Genomic DNA, 15,634 nt, shown 5'->3' with positions numbered 1-15,634 from the left:
GCGTCAGCCCGCCTGCTGGGCAGCCCCACGGACCGGGCCGCGCGACGCGGCCGGGGTGATGCCCGAGAGATCGCGGACCGCGACGCTGTTGCGGTCGCAGACCGAGCGGCCGAGGGCGTGCTGGGGCCACAGACCGGCCGCCACGCGTCGGCTGCGCTCGCTCCACTCCCGGGCCGGTCCGCTGCTGGTCTTGTAGTAGTTGAGGGCGTAGCCGCCCGTGTGGATCCGGAGCAGGCAGAAGCCGCCCGGGTACTCCTTCACGGCACTGACCTCCTGCAGCGTGACGTGCCGGGCCTGTGGGAGGACGGTGCGCTTGTTGCGGTGGGTGTGACCGGCGTGGTGCAGGAAGACGCCGGGGGCGACGGAGTAGGCGTCGAGGATCGCGCGGGCCTGGCGGCGGTTGAGGCGCTGCCCGCTCATCACGGGGAACAGTGAATGGCGTACGGTCAGCGGGTGGTGTCCGAAGACCATGGTCGGCTGGTCCCTGTTCTCGCTCAACCTCGCTCGGAACCACGACAGTTGGCCGGGTGAGAGTCCGCCCGAGTCACTGCCGTTGCCCTTCTTCTCGTAGGTGTCCAGTCCGACGATCCGCAGACCGCCGAGATCGCGTGCGAAGTACGCGGGTCCGTCGCCGCCGGGAAACTCGTCCAGGAAGCTGTCGCCGGACGGTTCATGGCCGCTCGTCGGTCTTCTGGGCCGGTCGTGATTCCCGCGGACGACGAAGTAGTCGTGCCCGTGCCTGCCGAAGCCGTCCAGGATCCGCCTGGCCTCGGCCAGATCGCGCGGCGCGCCACCGGCCGAGATGTCGCCCGCGGCCAGCAGATGGTCGGCTCCGCGCCGGCGGGCCTCGTCGACCAGGGCCCGGCCCATGATTTCCGGATACGGGGCGAGGCCGAGCCGCTGCGAGACGCCCCGCATCAAGGGGACTCCGGCCACCAGCCCGGCCGTGGTCTCCCCCAGGTGCAGGTCGTTGCAGAGGGCGATCGTCCTCAGATGGCGGCCCGGCGGAGGCTGGGGCGTCGTGAAGGAGTACGGGCCGCCGCGCGAGCCGAACCCGTGCAGCGAGGTTCCGACGGCGTTGCCCTTCACGAGGTGCAGCGGTGTGGGTGTGGCCGCCGAACCCCGGGAGCGGGCCTGGTAGTAGTACGTCTGGCCGGGTTCCAGATCCGTCAGCTCCACGTGGTGGTGGGCGGTGCGGCGGCCCTCGGAGGCGGTGCGGTTCAGCCGGGCGGGGTGGGTGCCGTAGACGACTTCGCCCTCGGTCACCGCGGGGATCAGGTGGCCGAATCCGTCGTCGCTGCCGGTCACGCCGGTGTACCAGGTGATGACGGCCAGGTCCTCGGTGAGGGTGACCAGTTCGAGGTTGACGGCGGACACGGCGTCCGGGTCGCGGGGGTGGCGTATCTGTGTCGTACTGCGGCGGGCGGCGGCGTGGAGGGCTCGGAGCAGGGCGGGGGCGAGAAGTGCGGCGGATCGCAGGCCACCGTGGGGAGCGGAGAGGCAGCAATACATGTCTGACTCGTGCCCGCTGGTGGTGAACTGCAACAGTGCGGCGGGCGGCGGCCACTTGAAACACCGGCGCGCGCGGTTCTCGACGACGACGTGCGCGCTTCTTCACAGCAGGCCGAGGTCCCGGGCGCGCAGGGCCGCCTGGGTGCGGTCGCGCAGGGCGAGGCGGGTGAGGATGCGGGAGACGTGGTTCTTGACCGTGCCCTCGCTGAGGTACAGCCGCGCGGCGATCTCCCGGTTGGTGTGACCCTGGGCCACGAGCCGCAGAATGTCCGTCTCGCGCGGGCTCAGGACGGCGGCGGTCTCGGCGGGCTCGGGCCTGGCGACGGGGGCGGGCGTGGGGGCCGGCAGGGAGGCGGTGAGGTGGCGGGCGACGGACGAGTCGAGTTGGGTGACGCCCGCGTGCGCCAGGCGGACCGCGTGAGCGAGTTCCTCGGCCGGCAGATCCTTCAGCAGGTATCCGTGGGCGCCGGCCCGCAGCGCCCGCACGACGTACTCCTCGTCCTCGAACGTCGTCAGCATGACCACCCGGCACTCAGGGGCCCGGCCGCGCAGGACGGCGACCGCTTCGATCCCGTCCATCTCCGGCATCCGGACGTCCATGAGCACGACGTCCGGGCCCAGTTCGAGTGTCTTCGCCACGGCGTCCCGCCCGTCCACGGCAGTACCGACGACCGCGATGCCCGGCCGGATGGCGAGCAGCGAGGCGATACCGTCCCGGATGAGCCGCTGGTCGTCGACCACCAGCACCCGCACCGGCGGCGCCGGCTCCTGGTCGTCCATGGTCATCTCCGCCCGCGTTCGTCCATGCGTCATCCCCACGCAGTCTTCCCGCGCGGCACGGTCACCGTCAGCCGGGTTCCGGCATCCGGGCCGCTTTCGATGTCCACGCTCCCCGCCACCAGATGCACCCGTTCCCTCATCCCGAGCAGCCCGAACCCGGGGGCGGCCGCGTCCGGTGCGAAGCCGCGGCCGTCGTCGGTCACCACCAGACGCGCGGTGTCCTCGGCCAGCAGGACCGCCACCGTCACCCGCGTGGCCCGCGCATGGCGGCGCGCGTTGGTCACCGCCTCCTGGGCGGCCCGGTACAGGGTGGTCAGTTCGGCCGTGCCGAGGCCGTCCTCGTCGCCCGTCACCTCGACGGTGACCACCGGACGGGCCTCGCCGCCGTGGGCCAGGCCGGCGAGCGCGGCCGAGAGCGTGGGGTGCGCCGCCTCGCCGCGCAACGCGCGGACCGACTGCCGTACGTCGCCGAGTGCGAGCTTCACCGAGCGCCTCGCCTCGTTCAGCGCCCGTTGGGCCGCGTCGGGGTCCAGGGCCCTGAAGTCCGAGGCCATCTCCAACTGCACGGACATCGCCGTGAGATGATGCCCGAGGCTGTCGTGGATGTCCCTGGCCAGCCGGTTGCGTTCGGTGGCGGCCGACAGCTCGGCGACCCGCTCGGCGTACGCCTCCAGCTCGCGCCGGGCGCGCTGTTCGCCGACGGCCACGGCGGCCATCGAGAGCGCCAGCACCAGACCGACGGAGAGCATCAGCAGGTCGGAGACGTGCTCCAGGTCGCGGTACCAGCCGGGAGCGGTCAGCACGTACAAGGTGAGCAGACCGGCCAGGCAGAGCGCGCCCAGCGCGAGTGCGGTCGTACGGCCGAAGGCGAAGTAGGCGGTGAACGGCAGCAGCACGAACAGCACTTGGGCCAGGTCCGACGCGTCGAGGACCACCGCCGCGCCGATCAGGGCGCAGCGCGCCAGCAGCAGCGGCACCCGGGCCGCGGGACGGCGGTGACCCGCCGCTTCCAGGGCGAGCAGCGCCCCGATCACGGCGACGAAGCCGACCGTCCGCCACACCGACGGCCCAGGGCCGTCACCCAGTCCGGCCGCCGCGTAGTACAGACCGCCCACGAGCACGGCGCCGTACAGCAGCGGCGGCACCCATCGCACGGGCCCGTACGCCGCCATGCAAACCCCCCCACCAGCTGTCGCCAGGCTAGGCCGAACCCGGCGGCCCAGCGGCATCGCCGCTCGAACTCTGCGCGGTTCGGGCCGAACGACATGAGCCGAACGGCTGGAGGGCGCGCGGGAGATGGTGACTTCCGGCAGTCGATGTCCCCGTTCTGCACCTCCTGCCGCTGACCGGCGGCTCCCTACGGTTGCGGCCTGTCCCACCGTCAGAACCGTCGGAGCAACCGGAGTCAGCCTCATGTCCTCGCCCACTGCCTCACCCATCACCTCATCGACGTTCCGCGCCGGCGCCCTGTGCGGGGCGTTGGCCGGTCTGCTGATCGCCCTGCCCGCGCTGGTCGAGGCGTTCACCGGGGAGACCAGCGCTACCAGCGTCCCGCTCGGCCTCTCCCCGGCCTTTGCCCTGCTCCTGCTCACCGCGCTGCAACTCCGGCAGCGCCCGGCCACCGGACGCTTCGCGGAGGTGGCGCACATCGTGAACCTCATCGGTCTCGGCCTGTTCGGCGCTGCCGCGTTCGCCTCGAACCTGGTGCTGTTCTACTTCGACGACGACGTCATCGACGAGGTACTGACCGGCCCGACGATCCCCGTACTCATCGGCTGTGCGGCCGTGTTCGCCGTGGGCTGTGCCCTGTTCGGGGCGGCGATGATCCGCGCCCGGGTGTTCCCGGCGATTCCGGCCTGGGGCTACGCCGTCGTCCTGCCGCTGTTCGCGTTCCTCACCGGGCTGTCCGACAGTCCGCTCACGAGCGGGCTGCACGTCCTGGTCGGCGCCATCCTGATGTGGCTCTCGGCAGCGTTGTGGCGCATGGCAGGGGACGCCCAACACGCCATGGCCCAGGCCCGGGTGTCGGTCTGAGGCGTCGGCGTCCGCCACGGTGACGCGCGGCACTGCTGGAGCGGGGCGGTCATGGGCCGCGCTCCAGCAGCAGGAGTCTCACGTTCGCGAAGTCCGCGGTGCGTACCGTACGGAACTCCTCCCGCAGCAATCGCGACTTCCGTTGCCCCATGCCGGAGAACGGGTCCTTGCTCCGGCCGGCGGCGACGAGCCAAATCCGCTCGTATCCGGCGGCGCAGCGGCGGGGGTCCGGGCACTCCCCGGCCTCGTAATCGGCGCGCTGCTGGGGGGTGCCATGCAGGAGGACGTCCCGGGGCCTGGCGCCTTCGCGCAGTTCGAAGTCCAGGGCCCGGCGCGGCTTGAGGCGGTGGGTGTAGGCGATGCCGTCGCCCGGGCGCTGGTCGGCGAGAATCCTGAGGGCGACGGAGTGGTAGTCCGGCTCGCGGGGCGTGTTGCGTGTGACCGTGCTCCGGTCGAACGGCGCGAACGCGGCGATGACGGCGACCAGCGCGACGGCGACGCGGCGGACCACCCGGGGCCGGGCGGTGAGCCGGTGGAGGCCGATCGTCGCCAGCAGGATCCAGGCCGGGACGGTGAACAGCAGATAGCGGTCGAGAAAGAGATGCAGCCAGCGGGCCGTTGCCGCGGTGAGCACGAACGGCGCCAGGGCCCACAGCGCGAGCGGAGTGAGCGGAGTGAGGCGGGCCCGCAGCCCGGCATCACGGCCGAGGCCGAAACCGGGGCCGGAACCGGGGCCGAGGCCGAAACCGGAGCCGGAACCGGGGCCGAGGCCGGAACCGGAGCCAGCAGGGGAACCGGGGCCGGGATCACGTTCGTTGCCCCGCCTCCGGCGAAACGCCGCGACCAGCGCCACGGCCGCACCGCCGAGTACGACGACGGTGGCCACCGGGGACCGGAAGAGCATGTAGGGCATGGCGGCGATGTCGTTCCAGGCCGGCGTGTTCCAGGCGATCTGCTGAGCCTGGGTGCGGGCGAGGACGACCAACGGCACGACGAGCGCCAGCCCTCCGCCCACCGCGATCAACCACGCACCCAGGACGTTTCGGTCACTCCGGCGCCGAGCGTCCAGCACGGCGGCGAGGTGGGCGACGAGCACGGTGAGGGCCACCAGGTGCGACCAGCCCATGAGCGGGACGGTAAGGGCGTACAGCACCCACCGTCGTGGCGCCGGGTGCTCCAGTGCGCGCAGCAGTGCGAGGAAGCCCAACAGGGCCGCCGTCATGGCGAAGGCGTACGGTCGCGCCTCCTGTCCGTGCCGTGCCACGGTCGGGAGGAGCGCGAAGAGCAGGCCCGCGACGAGCCCGCCCTGTGTACTGCCGACCGCACGACGGCCGAGGAGGCCCACCAGTCCGCCCGCCACGGCCATGGCGAGAACGGAGGGCAGCCGCAGGGCGGTGAGGGAGTCGCCGAACAGCGAGACCCACAGATGCATGAACACGTAGTACGGCGCGATGGCCAGGTCGACGTTCCGGGTGAGCTCGTACAGGTCCCCGAACGACAGCGACGCCGCCCACCAGGTGGCGTGTTCGTCCCGCCAGGCGCTCCGTCGATCGATCCCCCACAGACAGCTGAGCAGTGTCGCGAGCGCTGGTAGGAAGAAGACCAGACCAGGTGCCTTGAGTAGGCGGCGTAATCGGGAACGACCGGCCGACGACATGCTCCGGTCATCGTCTTCCGCGCCGACGACCGGTTGCGTGGTGGTCACAAGTCCCCCGCCCGGAGCCCACTTCGACGTCACCGATACGACAATTGATCGAACCCTAACGCGAACACCACGAGCCCGCACACGCCGGTTCCCGTGATCACGGGCCGGAGCCGGCCATGCGGATACGGGCGTGGCCCAAATGCGTACGATTGACCGAAACTGCCATCGCGTCGCACGCGGCCGTGCTCGTTCAGTGGCGGCCGACGCATCCTGTATCCGCCATAACCGCCGCGCCGCTCCTACCTGTTCCGGGGAGCCGTCCGACGTGGCGTGCCGCGCCCATCGGGTTCTCGATTCCGCGTTGTCGTGCGGGAATGCAGGAAGTGGCCATTCGTGGAGGCGCCTTCACGGTGACATCACCGGACGCACACTTCCGGCCGAGCGTCGCTCCGGATGTGGCCGTCGGGGAAGACGGTGCGTTCACGGTTTGCCTAGCCTCCCGGGTCATGCGATCAACACACATGAGACGCATCGGTCTCACCGGCATCCTCGCCCTCGTCCTCGCCCTGTTCGGTCTCGCGCCCACGGCGAGCGCGGCCGAACCGGGCCCGGCCGATCTGACCTTCACCACGGACAGCGCCACCACGTCCCCGGGTGGCACGGTGAATCTGTCGATGACGCTCACCAACAACAGGACCTACGACGTCTGGTTCATCTACCAGACGATCGAGCCGACCTGGCTGACCACCCAGCGGCCCGATCTCAAGTACAGCTTCACCGGTTGCAGCCTGGCCACGGCAGCCGGCAGCGTTCCGTGTTCCGGCACCGGACCCGCCAACCTCGGCACCAACTACGGCGCCACGATCCCGCCCGGTCAGAGCCGGACCGTGACCCTCACCCTGCAGGTCGCCGCCGACTCCGGCTGCAACGGGAACATCGGCTTCTACTCGTACTTCTACGCCGAGTTCAGCGACAGCGCGAACACCAGCGGCGGTCCGGTCTACACGCCCGAGACCCGCGTTCTCTGCGCCTGACCTCGAAGCCGGCGCCACCTCGGAGTGAGGACGCCCGGGGCTGAGCCATGGCACACCGCCGGCACAACACGACGTCAATGGCGGCCGGCCCATGTGGGCCGGCCGCCACCGGTGCCGCACGTCGTCCGATGCGTCACGGGCGCCGGTGGGAGAGCCGGCGCGCCACCACGGGGATGATCACAGCGGCGGCCACCAGGTGGGAGAGCGCCAGGACGAACTGGGTGGAGGTCGCGGTGTGCGGGGCCACCGCCGGACCGGCCATGGACAGGGCGGTGAGCGCCACGGTGGTCACCACGAAGGTGCGGGCGGGCCGCTTCGCCCAGCGAGCCAGGGCCACCGCGAGGACGATGCCGACGACCGACCAGAACAGCACGCCTCCGAAGAAGCCGCCCACTGGGATCTCCGCCGCTTCCGTGGCGCCGGGACTGGCCGCCTCCATCGGTACTCCGGCGCCTCGGGCGATGAGCCCGAACGCCTCGGTCACGACGGCACCGGCGAGCGTGGCGAGGATACCGACCAGCCACACGGGGCGCGTGTCGAGCAGCCGCGCGGACCGGGCGACGGACAGGGACGAGGCGGCGGAACGGGTCTGGGACGTGGTTGCGCTCATGGCATGAACTCCAGCTTCGTTGTGGGGTGTTGATGTCTTTCGCAGGGGTAGACCGCGGCCCGCTCCACAACTCATCGGTCACCGGAGGACTACTTGGGGAGATCCACCGAGATGCTTGGGCAGGGCGGAACTTCACGGTTGGATGGGTCCATGACTGAGGCTGCCGAGCGATTCGACCCCGCGGTCCGGGAGATGATGCGGGCCAACCGGGCGAACTGGGACGCGCGGACTCCCGTACACCTGGCCAGCCGTTTCTACGGTGTGGACGAGCAACCCGATCCGTTCCGCTGGTTCGCTCCCTTCGAGTGGGAGGACCTCGGCGAGTTGGCAGGGCGGGAGGTGGCGCATCTGCAGTGCCATCTGGGCACGGAGACCCTCGCGTTCGCGAGGCGTGGAGCGCGCACGGTCGGACTCGACATCTCCGGGGCATCGGTGGCGGCGGCCCGGGACTTCGCGGCGAAGGCGGACTGCGCCGTCGACTACGTCCGCGCCAATGTGTACGACGCGGTGGACGCGCTGGGCCAACGACGCTTCGACGTGGTCTACACCGGCAAGGGGGCGCTGTGCTACCTGCCGGATCTGGACCGCTGGGCGGAGGTGATCGCCCGTCTCCTCAAGCCGGGCGGACGGCTGTACCTCGTCGAGTTCCACCCCCTGCTCAACGCCCTGGGTCCCAAGCCCGCCCCCGACGAGGGCCCGGACCTTCTCCTGCGGCACGACTATCTCCAGGGGCGCGGCGCCATCCGCGGCAACTCCACCCACACGTACACCGACGGCCCGGCGGTCGACGGCGCGACGGAGAGTTTCGAGTGGCGGCACGGCCTGGACGAGGTGATCAACGCACTGGCCGGGGCCGGCCTGCACATCGTCCGGCTCCGTGAGAGCGAGGAACTCCCCTGGCCACGCTTCCCGCAGATGATCCGCACCCCGTCCGGCTGGTGGCGACTGCCGGACAGCGCGCCGCGTATCCCGCTCCTCTACGGGCTGCTCGCTTCCCTCTAGGCGCGCTCGGCTCTGCGGAGGTGGTCGGTTCGCTGCCGAGAGGCACCGGGGCCTCCCGGCCGACGGGCGATCCGGTCCACCTACACTTTCCGCCCATGATGCCTTTGGACGACCCGCGCTGGCCCGCCCTCGACCACCGGGGCTGGTCCAACGGGCAGGGCAGTTCGCCCGACGCCCCCTTCGTTCCCGACGAGTTGCGCCATCTGATGGCCGACCCGATGAACGGCGGGCACTTCAACGACCTGTGGCCGTACCTGTGTTCCGAGGGCACCGCCTGGCCGGCCGCCTACGCGGCCGTGCCGTACATCGTCACGATCGCGCGCGGGCTGCCTCCGGCCAAGCGGGACGACTATCTGTACGTCGTCGGCCTCGTGGCGATGTGCTCCGGCGGACTCGGCGAGACTCCCGCCGACCTGCCCGACGACATCGCGGACGCCTATCGTCAGGCCCTCCCCGAGGCCATGACCCTGCTGGCGGACACGTTGGCCACGGCGGAGCACGACCAGATCACCACTCGCTATCTGCTCGCCGCCACGGCGGCCCTCAAGGGCCACCCCGAGTACGCCGAGATACTCAACGATCTCGACGTCTACGCCGAATGCCAGTCCTGTGGTGAACCCATGCTGGAGCTCCCGGAGTAGCCGCGTACGGCGAGCGAGCCGCCCAGGGGTCACTCCGTCAACCTGCCCTTGCGCAGGGTGAGGACGCGATCGGACTGGGCCGCCAGGCGCTGGGAGTGGGTGACGACCACCACGCACTTGTCCTGCTCGTGGGCCAGGTCGCGGAAGGTGTCGATGATGCCCTGGGCGGTGTCCTCGTCGAGGTTTCCGGTGGGTTCGTCGGCGAAGAGGATGTCGACGTCGCAGGCCAGGGCACGGGTGATGGCGACACGCTGCTGCTGGCCGCCGGAGAGCTTCATGACGTTGCGCGTGGCCGTGTGCCTGTCCAGGCCGACCCGCTCCAGGAGTTCCAGAGCGCGGGCCCTGCGGCCGCCGCTGCCCGGCTTCACGCCGGTGATCTCCATGGCGGTGGTGACGTTCTGAAGGGCGGTCATGTAGGTGAGCAGGTTGTAGTGCTGGAAGATCGTGGCGGCGTGCTTGTTGCGGTAGCGGCCGAGGCCCAGTCTGGTCAGGTCCTCGCCGTCGAAGCTGATGGTGCCCCGGGTGGGTGCGTCGAGGCCGCTCGCGAGGCTGAGCAGGGTGGTCTTGCCGCTGCCCGAGGGCCCCAGGACGGTGTAGAACGTGCCGCGTCGGAAGCTGTAGTCGATGTTCTTGAGCACGGTGGTCCGGCGGCGCTGGCCGATGTAGGCGTGGCTGACACCGTCGAGCCGGAGGACGGGCGGGGTTTCGTTGGCGGTGGTGGGGGCGGTGGTCATGGTGGCTGTCACTTGCCCTTCGTGAGGATGGTCCGCGGGCTGAGCCGCAGTACGGAGGCGGCCGGGACTGCGGTGGCGAGCAGGCCGAGGCCCAGGCCGACGGCGCCCACCGTGGCGAAGGCCGCGGGGTCCAGGCGTATGTCGATGCTGTCGATGGGGTCGGCGTTCTCCACCGGCTGGTCGTTCGGGTCGATGCCCTGGTCGATGCCGGTGCTGCCGGGAGCCGGAGCCTGCCACGAGTCGAGCTTGTGCCGGGCCTCGGCGGCCTCTTGGCCGAGCAGCGACCGGCTCGCGCTCTGGGTCAGGTTCTGGGTGAACAGGGAGCTCAGTCCGATCGCGAGGGCCGCGACCGCGACGATCTCCAGCGCCTGCTGGGCGACGAGTTTCCACTTCTTCTCGCCCATGGCCAGCAGTACGCCGTACTCCTTGCGGCGCTGCTTGACCGCGAGGTTGACGAGGAGGACGAGCACGGCGGCGCCCGCGACACCGATCAGCCACATCGCGAGGGCTGCGGTGGAAGCGATGCTGTCCAGCGGGCCCGTCATCTGCTGGATCGCCTTGTCGTTGGCGTCCAGTTCGAACCCGTCGAGCTCGGACCCCGCGATCCGCTCGGCCTCCTCTTTGAACTTCCCCAGGTCTCCGGCGTCCTGGAGGAGGAACGTGGCTTTCGTGACCTGGAGGGACGCGTCCTGGGTGGCGTTGAGTCCGGCGAAGCCGCCGATGGACGCGTACAGCATGTTGGCCGGGTCGACGAAGTACTCGGGCTCGGGTTCGGAGCTGGGGCGCGGGTCCCGGTAGATCCCGGCGACGGTGAACTCGGCTTTGGCAGGGCCTTCGTTCGCCCCCAGGGTGATCTTGTCGCCGGTCTTGAGGCCGTTCTTCCGGGCCAGCCTCTCCTCGACCAGCAGCAGGCGCTTGTCCTTGTCCGCGGCGGTGAGGTGTGCTCCGGACAGGAGTTGGAACTTGCCACTGCGGAAGTCGGGCAGCAGGGCCGAGTCGAGGACTCCGACAGTCGCGGTGCCATCGGGACCCATGCCGGAGGCCGCGGTGTCCGCTCCCCCGGTGACCAGCTCGGTGCCGCCCTTGACGACACCGCGGTCGAACATGGAGTAGTTGTACTTCTGGACCAGCGTGGACGCGCCCAGCTTCTCCACCGTCGCGGCGCCGATCCGAGGGGCCAGACCACCGGCGGCGTTCTGGCCGCTCAGGTCCATCACCAGATTGACCTCGGCGCCCACGGAACGCTTGGCCTCGTCCTTGGCCTGGGCGGTCGCGTCCTGGATCAGTACACCGGCCAGCACCATCACGGAGATGACGAGGAAGGTGCACAGGGTGATCAGGGTCCTGCCCCTGCGGGACCACAGGCTGAACCCTGCGCGTTTGACGAAGTTCATGTCGGTCGGCTCTCCCGGTCTGTGTCGGTGCGGTGCTTATTCGCTGTCGGTGAGGATGGAGCGGGGGTGGAGGCGGAGGATTCCGATGCCGGGGACGACGGTGGAGACCAGGGAGATACCGAGACCGATACCGGCGACCTTGCCGAGGTCGGACGGCTCGACGCGTATCTCCGGCGGGTCCGCCGGCGGGTCCGGGGCACGGGGTCGCGGGGAGGCCGCGGACTCCTGCCGGCCCAGCAGCGCGTCGCCCGCCTGCTGGGCGGCGATCTGACCGGCCAGGGCGGCGACGGCCACCGCGGGCAGGGCGACGGCGGCCACTTCCACGGTGTGCTGGCCGATGAGCTTCCACTTCTTCTCGCCCAGCGACAGCAGCATGCCGAGTTCGTCGCGGCGCTCCCGGATCTGCAGCATCACGATGAGCCCGAGAACCAGCGCCCCGGCCACGGCGATGAGCCGGACGATCAGCCTGGAGAAGGTACCGACGCGCTGGATCGGACGGACCTGGTCCTTGTACGCCTTGTCGTTGACGCGGAAGTCGAACGACCCCGTGCCGAGGAGCCGCCGGGCCTCGGCATGCAGTTGCTCGGCCTGTTCCGGGGAGCCGATCCTGAAGACCGCTTCGGCCAAGTCGGCGGTGCCTGGGCTCAGTTGCTGAACCGTGCGGACCGGCACGTACAGCGTGTTGCCGGGCAGCAGGTGCGGCGGCGTCCACCTCGCAGGGTCCGGCGTCGAGTCGCGGTAGATCCCGACGACCGTGAGCGGCACGGTGCGCTTCCCGTCGGCGGACTGCGCGCGAAGGGTGTCCCCCACCTTGAGGCCGTTCTTCGAAGCCAGCCGTTTCTCGACAACAGCGACCCCGCGGCCGGCGTCCTCAGGACTGATCCCACGCCCGGCTGTGATCTTGTTCGAGCCGTACGAGAAGGGCAGCAGCAGCCCCGAGTCCCGCACTCCGTTCAGTGCCAGGGGACGCCCGATCTTCGCCCCGGCGCGGTTGCCGCCGGGCCTCGGGACGTCGGACTCCAGCGGCTCGATACCGCGGCCGTCGGCCTCGATCAGGAGCCGAGGGTTGTACCGGTGAACCTGCGGGGACGCCCCGAGCCGGTCCGCCAGCGCCGGAGTGAGGGCCTTGCCCTTCAACGTCACATCGACGCCGATCGTCCGCTGTGCGTCCGCCTGCTGACGCGCGGTGGCGCCTTGCAGCAGGAAACCGCCCAGGAGCAGGGTGCAGATGACGACGAAGATCCCCAGCAGGACGGCGGTCCTGACTTTCCTGGCACGCAGGCTCAGCCCGGCGCGCTTGACGAAGTTCATGGCCACGACAGAAGCAGGGCGCCCTTTGCAGCGGGATAAGCGCGTTACAGGGGCATAAGGGCGCGGTCCGGCGAGGCCGGGGGCGTGCCACCGCGGCAGCCGTCCTTACTCCGCTGCAATGCCGCGCCGGGTTTCATGGGGCGCATGAGAGTTCTGGTAGCCGAGGACCATCGTGTTCTCGCCCGTACGATCGCCACGGGTCTGCGTCGGCAGGCGATGGCCGTCGATCTCGCCGTCTCCGGTGACGAGGCCGAGCGGATGTGTCTGCTCACCGACTACGACGTGCTGATCCTCGACCGCGATCTGCCGGTCATGACGGGCGACGAGGTGTGCCGGCGGCTGCGTGAACTCACCGACCCACCAAGGATCCTGATGCTGACCGCGGCCGGCGGGATCACGGACAAGGTGTACGGGCTCACGACCCTCGGCGCCGACGACTACCTGGCCAAGCCCTTCGACTTCGCCGAACTGGTCGCCCGGATACGGACGCTCGGCCGCCGAGTGCCCAAGTCGCCACCGGTGGCGCTGCGGCACGAGGGCATCACCCTGGACCGGGCGCGGCACGAGGTGTCCGTGGAGGGCAGGCCGCTGGAACTGACACCGAAGGAGTTCGCGGTCCTGCGGCTGCTGATGGAGGCTCAGGGGGTGGCGGTGCCGCACGACGAACTCGTACGCACCCTCTGGGACGAGAACCTCGACCCGCGCACCGGCGTGGTACGGGCCGTCGTCAGCCGGCTGCGCCGCAAGCTGGGCGACCCCGGCCTCATCACCGCCGACAAGGGTCAGGGGTACCGGCTGTGCGACTGAACCCACGGGTGCTGCTCAGGGGCATGCCGTTCCGTGCCCGGCTGACCGCGGCCTTCTCCGTGCTCTTCCTGCTCGCGGGCGCGGCGCTGCTGGCCTTCGTGGTGCTGCTCGCGCGCTTTGGAACAGCCCAGCAGGTCAAGGGAATCGAGATCACCAAGGGCGACTTGCCGAACGGCGGCGGGTTCGCCGCGGTGCGCGCGCAACCCACGGATCCCCAGGGAACTCTTTCGCCGCCGGTCGGGCCTCGCGACGACTTCGCCATGATCCGGCAGCTGGACCAGACCGTACAGGCCGTGCAGGACACCGCCCTGCGTCAGATGGTCCTCTGGTCGGCCGTCGGGCTGTTCGTCATGGCGCTGCTGGCCGGACTGCTCGGCCGGTGGCTGGCCGGGCGGGCGCTCGGGCCTGTCGCCGCGATGACTGAGGCCACCCGGCGGATCAGTGAGCAGAACCTGCATCAGCGGCTGGCGCTCACCGGTCCCGACGACGAACTCCACCGCCTGGCCGACACGTTCGACTCCATGCTCGACCGGCTGGAGAAGTCGTTCGAGAGCCAGCGGCGCTTTGTCGCCAACGCCTCCCACGAACTCAGGACGCCCCTCGCGGTCCAGCGCACCAGCCTGGAGGTCGGCCTCGCCGATCCCCTCCCCGACGGTCTCGCCGACGTACGCGAGGACCTGCTCACCGCCAACCGTGAGGCCGAGCACCTGATCAGCGCGCTGTTGCTCCTCGCCCGCAGTGATCGCGGCCTGGAAGAGACCGAGCCCGTGGACCTGTCGGCCGCGGCCCGGCTGGTGGCGGCCGAGCTCGCCCCGCAGGCCGAGGGGGAGCAAGTGGACGTAGAGGTGTCTGCGGACCGGCGGTTGACCGTCCTTGGTGATCCGGTGCTGCTGCGCCACCTGCTGACCAACCTCGTCCGCAACGCCATTCAGTACAACCACCCCGGTGGCCGGGTCCGGGTACTCGTCGACGGCCGCACGCTGACCGTGGCCAACACCGGGCCTCCGGTACCCGCAGACCGGGTGCCGGACCTCTTCGAGCCGTTCCGCCGCCTCGGCCAGGACCGCATCGGCACCACGGGGCACGGGCTGGGCCTCGCCATCGTCCGCTCCATCGCCGAGGCCCACGGAACCGAGGCAACCGCCGAACCCGGCCGGCCCGGCGGCCTCGCCGTCACCGTCCGTTTCCCGTGATTCCGGCCGCCGCCCCTCAGCGCCCCGGCGCCTCTCAGCCCCGGCTCCTCTCAGCTCCGCCACTTCTCAGCCCAGGCGCTCAGCCCCGCCGCCCGGTGATCCGTACGCCTCCGATCCCGCCGCCCGCGAGCAGTGTGCTCACCGTGTCGTAGAACCGGAGCAACCGTCCGGCGAGCGGCTCGCCGTGCAGTCGTACGCGCTCCTCGTATCCGCGCCGGAAGGCATCGGCGCGGTCGCGCACCCAGGGCAGCCACAGGTCGGTGGCGTCCGTCCAGGTCACGTCCGTGAAGCCTGCTTGTTCCAGGTCCTTGCGGTACCGGGCCTCGTCGGGGAGGTAGGGGCAGGCGACGAAGTCGGCGAGATCGGCCCGCTCGTCGTCGGTCAGGGGGCGACGGATGTAGAAGTCCTCGACGTAGAAGGTGCCTTCGGGCCGGAGGAGGTCTCGGCAGACGCCGAAGAGTTCCTCGCGTCGCGGAATGTGCAGGATCGCCAGGAGCGAGATCAGGTGGTCGTACCGCCCGGTCCAGCCCTCGCCGTCCAGAGTCAGGGCATCGGCCTCGACGGCCCGGACGCGCTCCGACAGTCCGCACAGCGTGGTGAGTTCCTCGCTCAACCGGTGGAGCTCCGGCTGCAGTTCGACCGCGGTGAGGTGGCACTCGTACCTCTCGGCCAGATAGCGGGCCGGTCCGCCGAGCCCGGAGCCGATGTCGACGACATCCGCGCCGGGGGTGATCTTCAGTTGTGCGACGGCGTGGTCGAGGGCGCGATGACCGAGGTAGTGGAGCTGGTCGTACGGTTCGAGGTCGCCCGGGGTGAGCGGGCCTAGGCGGCTCAGGAGAGGGGTCAGCACGTTGCGGACGTGCTGGAGGTCGTACAGGGCCATGTCGTCGAAGCGGGTGCTGTGTTGTTCCGTCACACGGGCATCCTTCCCACGCAG

General features: G+C 70.5%; 15 protein-coding genes. 6 read left to right on the top strand and 9 right to left on the bottom strand.

Annotated elements, in window-relative coordinates:
• Nucleotides 1-3 precede the first annotated feature (3 nt).
• The 3 genes from ACFWXQ_RS19170 to ACFWXQ_RS19160 form a co-directional block, all read right to left on the bottom strand.
• Entirely contained in the window at nucleotides 4-1,512 is a 1,509-nt protein-coding gene (locus ACFWXQ_RS19170) for a metallophosphoesterase (protein ID WP_383944597.1), read from the bottom strand.
• A gap of 102 nt (nucleotides 1,513-1,614) precedes the next feature.
• Nucleotides 1,615-2,325: a response regulator gene (locus tag ACFWXQ_RS19165; RefSeq protein ID WP_383944599.1), complete on the bottom strand. Its 711-nt coding sequence runs from the start codon at nucleotides 2,323-2,325 to the stop codon at nucleotides 1,615-1,617.
• Nucleotides 2,322-3,464 carry a sensor histidine kinase gene (locus ACFWXQ_RS19160; RefSeq protein WP_383944602.1) on the bottom strand — a complete coding sequence of 381 codons (1,143 nt, stop codon included), beginning with the start codon at nucleotides 3,462-3,464 and terminating at the stop codon, nucleotides 2,322-2,324. Before ACFWXQ_RS19160 ends, ACFWXQ_RS19165 begins: the two co-directional genes overlap by 4 nt.
• Nucleotides 3,465-3,705: 241 nt before the next feature.
• Between ACFWXQ_RS19160 and ACFWXQ_RS19155 the strand changes: the two genes are divergently transcribed.
• Entirely contained in the window at nucleotides 3,706-4,326 is a 621-nt protein-coding gene (locus tag ACFWXQ_RS19155) for a hypothetical protein (protein ID WP_383944605.1), read from the top strand.
• Nucleotides 4,327-4,375: 49 nt separating this feature from the next.
• On the opposite strand, the gene ACFWXQ_RS19150 is transcribed toward ACFWXQ_RS19155, so the two are convergent.
• Nucleotides 4,376-6,031 (bottom strand): glycosyltransferase family 39 protein, encoded by a 1,656-nt coding sequence (locus ACFWXQ_RS19150; RefSeq protein WP_383944608.1) that lies wholly within the window; start codon nucleotides 6,029-6,031, stop codon nucleotides 4,376-4,378.
• A gap of 461 nt (nucleotides 6,032-6,492) precedes the next feature.
• Here ACFWXQ_RS19150 and ACFWXQ_RS19145 point away from each other — a divergent pair, with 461 nt between their 5' ends.
• Nucleotides 6,493-7,005 carry a hypothetical protein gene (locus tag ACFWXQ_RS19145; protein ID WP_383944612.1) on the top strand — a complete coding sequence of 171 codons (513 nt, stop codon included), beginning with the start codon at nucleotides 6,493-6,495 and terminating at the stop codon, nucleotides 7,003-7,005.
• A gap of 133 nt (nucleotides 7,006-7,138) precedes the next feature.
• On the opposite strand, the gene ACFWXQ_RS19140 is transcribed toward ACFWXQ_RS19145, so the two are convergent.
• Entirely contained in the window at nucleotides 7,139-7,615 is a 477-nt protein-coding gene (locus ACFWXQ_RS19140; protein ID WP_383944615.1) for a DUF6069 family protein, read from the bottom strand.
• 150 nt (nucleotides 7,616-7,765) lie between these two features.
• On the opposite strand from ACFWXQ_RS19140, the gene ACFWXQ_RS19135 reads away from it, so the two are divergent.
• On the top strand, nucleotides 7,766-8,617 hold the full coding sequence (locus ACFWXQ_RS19135) for a class I SAM-dependent methyltransferase (RefSeq protein WP_386268647.1): 852 nt from the start codon (nucleotides 7,766-7,768) through the stop codon (nucleotides 8,615-8,617).
• Nucleotides 8,618-8,712: 95 nt separating this feature from the next.
• A complete protein-coding gene (locus ACFWXQ_RS19130; protein ID WP_383944621.1) occupies nucleotides 8,713-9,258 on the top strand; it encodes a hypothetical protein in 546 nt (181 codons plus the stop codon).
• Nucleotides 9,259-9,287: 29 nt separating this feature from the next.
• Here ACFWXQ_RS19130 and ACFWXQ_RS19125 read toward each other — a convergent pair whose 3' ends face one another.
• From ACFWXQ_RS19125 to ACFWXQ_RS19115, 3 genes are read right to left on the bottom strand one after another with little or no spacing between them, the layout of a single operon-like run.
• Nucleotides 9,288-10,004 (bottom strand): ABC transporter ATP-binding protein, encoded by a 717-nt coding sequence (locus tag ACFWXQ_RS19125; RefSeq protein WP_383944624.1) that lies wholly within the window; start codon nucleotides 10,002-10,004, stop codon nucleotides 9,288-9,290.
• Nucleotides 10,001-11,386, bottom strand: a complete 1,386-nt coding sequence (locus ACFWXQ_RS19120) for an ABC transporter permease (protein ID WP_383944626.1) — start codon at nucleotides 11,384-11,386, stop codon at nucleotides 10,001-10,003. Before ACFWXQ_RS19120 ends, ACFWXQ_RS19125 begins: the two co-directional genes overlap by 4 nt.
• A 36-nt stretch (nucleotides 11,387-11,422) precedes the next feature.
• Nucleotides 11,423-12,697, bottom strand: a complete 1,275-nt coding sequence (locus tag ACFWXQ_RS19115; protein ID WP_383944629.1) for an ABC transporter permease — start codon at nucleotides 12,695-12,697, stop codon at nucleotides 11,423-11,425.
• A 144-nt stretch (nucleotides 12,698-12,841) separates the two neighbouring features.
• Here ACFWXQ_RS19115 and ACFWXQ_RS19110 point away from each other — a divergent pair, with 144 nt between their 5' ends.
• The gene (locus ACFWXQ_RS19110; protein ID WP_383944632.1) at nucleotides 12,842-13,504 is read left to right on the top strand and encodes a response regulator transcription factor; all 663 of its coding nucleotides are present in this window, start codon (nucleotides 12,842-12,844) and stop codon (nucleotides 13,502-13,504) included.
• On the top strand, nucleotides 13,495-14,697 hold the full coding sequence (locus ACFWXQ_RS19105) for a sensor histidine kinase (protein ID WP_383944635.1): 1,203 nt from the start codon (nucleotides 13,495-13,497) through the stop codon (nucleotides 14,695-14,697). The genes ACFWXQ_RS19110 and ACFWXQ_RS19105 overlap by 10 nt, the downstream gene beginning before the upstream one ends.
• 79 nt (nucleotides 14,698-14,776) lie before the next feature.
• Here the strand turns inward: ACFWXQ_RS19105 and ACFWXQ_RS19100 are convergent, their stop codons facing one another.
• Nucleotides 14,777-15,613, bottom strand: a complete 837-nt coding sequence (locus ACFWXQ_RS19100) for a methyltransferase domain-containing protein (protein ID WP_383944638.1) — start codon at nucleotides 15,611-15,613, stop codon at nucleotides 14,777-14,779.
• Nucleotides 15,614-15,634 lie beyond the last annotated feature (21 nt).

Origin of the sequence: Streptomyces sp. NPDC058697, from assembly GCF_042715345.1 — a bacterium.
GTDB classification, from domain to species: domain Bacteria; phylum Actinomycetota; class Actinomycetes; order Streptomycetales; family Streptomycetaceae; genus Streptomyces; species Streptomyces liliifuscus.
Note: the sequence above shows the minus strand (reverse complement) of the source record. Positions and strands in the feature narration are given on the sequence as shown.

Excerpts from the sequence above, each read along its gene's own strand:
- ACFWXQ_RS19170 (WP_383944597.1), bottom strand. The coding sequence starts at position 1,512 with ATGTATTGCTGCCTCTCCGCTCCCCACGGTGGCCTGCGATCCGCCGCA.
- ACFWXQ_RS19165 (WP_383944599.1), bottom strand. The coding sequence starts at position 2,325 with ATGACGCATGGACGAACGCGGGCGGAGATGACCATGGACGACCAGGAG.
- ACFWXQ_RS19160 (WP_383944602.1), bottom strand. The coding sequence starts at position 3,464 with ATGGCGGCGTACGGGCCCGTGCGATGGGTGCCGCCGCTGCTGTACGGC.
- ACFWXQ_RS19155 (WP_383944605.1), top strand. The coding sequence starts at position 3,706 with ATGTCCTCGCCCACTGCCTCACCCATCACCTCATCGACGTTCCGCGCC.
- ACFWXQ_RS19145 (WP_383944612.1), top strand. The coding sequence starts at position 6,493 with ATGAGACGCATCGGTCTCACCGGCATCCTCGCCCTCGTCCTCGCCCTG.
- ACFWXQ_RS19140 (WP_383944615.1), bottom strand. The coding sequence starts at position 7,615 with ATGAGCGCAACCACGTCCCAGACCCGTTCCGCCGCCTCGTCCCTGTCC.
- ACFWXQ_RS19135 (WP_386268647.1), top strand. The coding sequence starts at position 7,766 with ATGACTGAGGCTGCCGAGCGATTCGACCCCGCGGTCCGGGAGATGATG.
- ACFWXQ_RS19130 (WP_383944621.1), top strand. The coding sequence starts at position 8,713 with ATGATGCCTTTGGACGACCCGCGCTGGCCCGCCCTCGACCACCGGGGC.
- ACFWXQ_RS19120 (WP_383944626.1), bottom strand. The coding sequence starts at position 11,386 with ATGAACTTCGTCAAACGCGCAGGGTTCAGCCTGTGGTCCCGCAGGGGC.
- ACFWXQ_RS19115 (WP_383944629.1), bottom strand. The coding sequence starts at position 12,697 with ATGAACTTCGTCAAGCGCGCCGGGCTGAGCCTGCGTGCCAGGAAAGTC.
- ACFWXQ_RS19110 (WP_383944632.1), top strand. The coding sequence starts at position 12,842 with ATGAGAGTTCTGGTAGCCGAGGACCATCGTGTTCTCGCCCGTACGATC.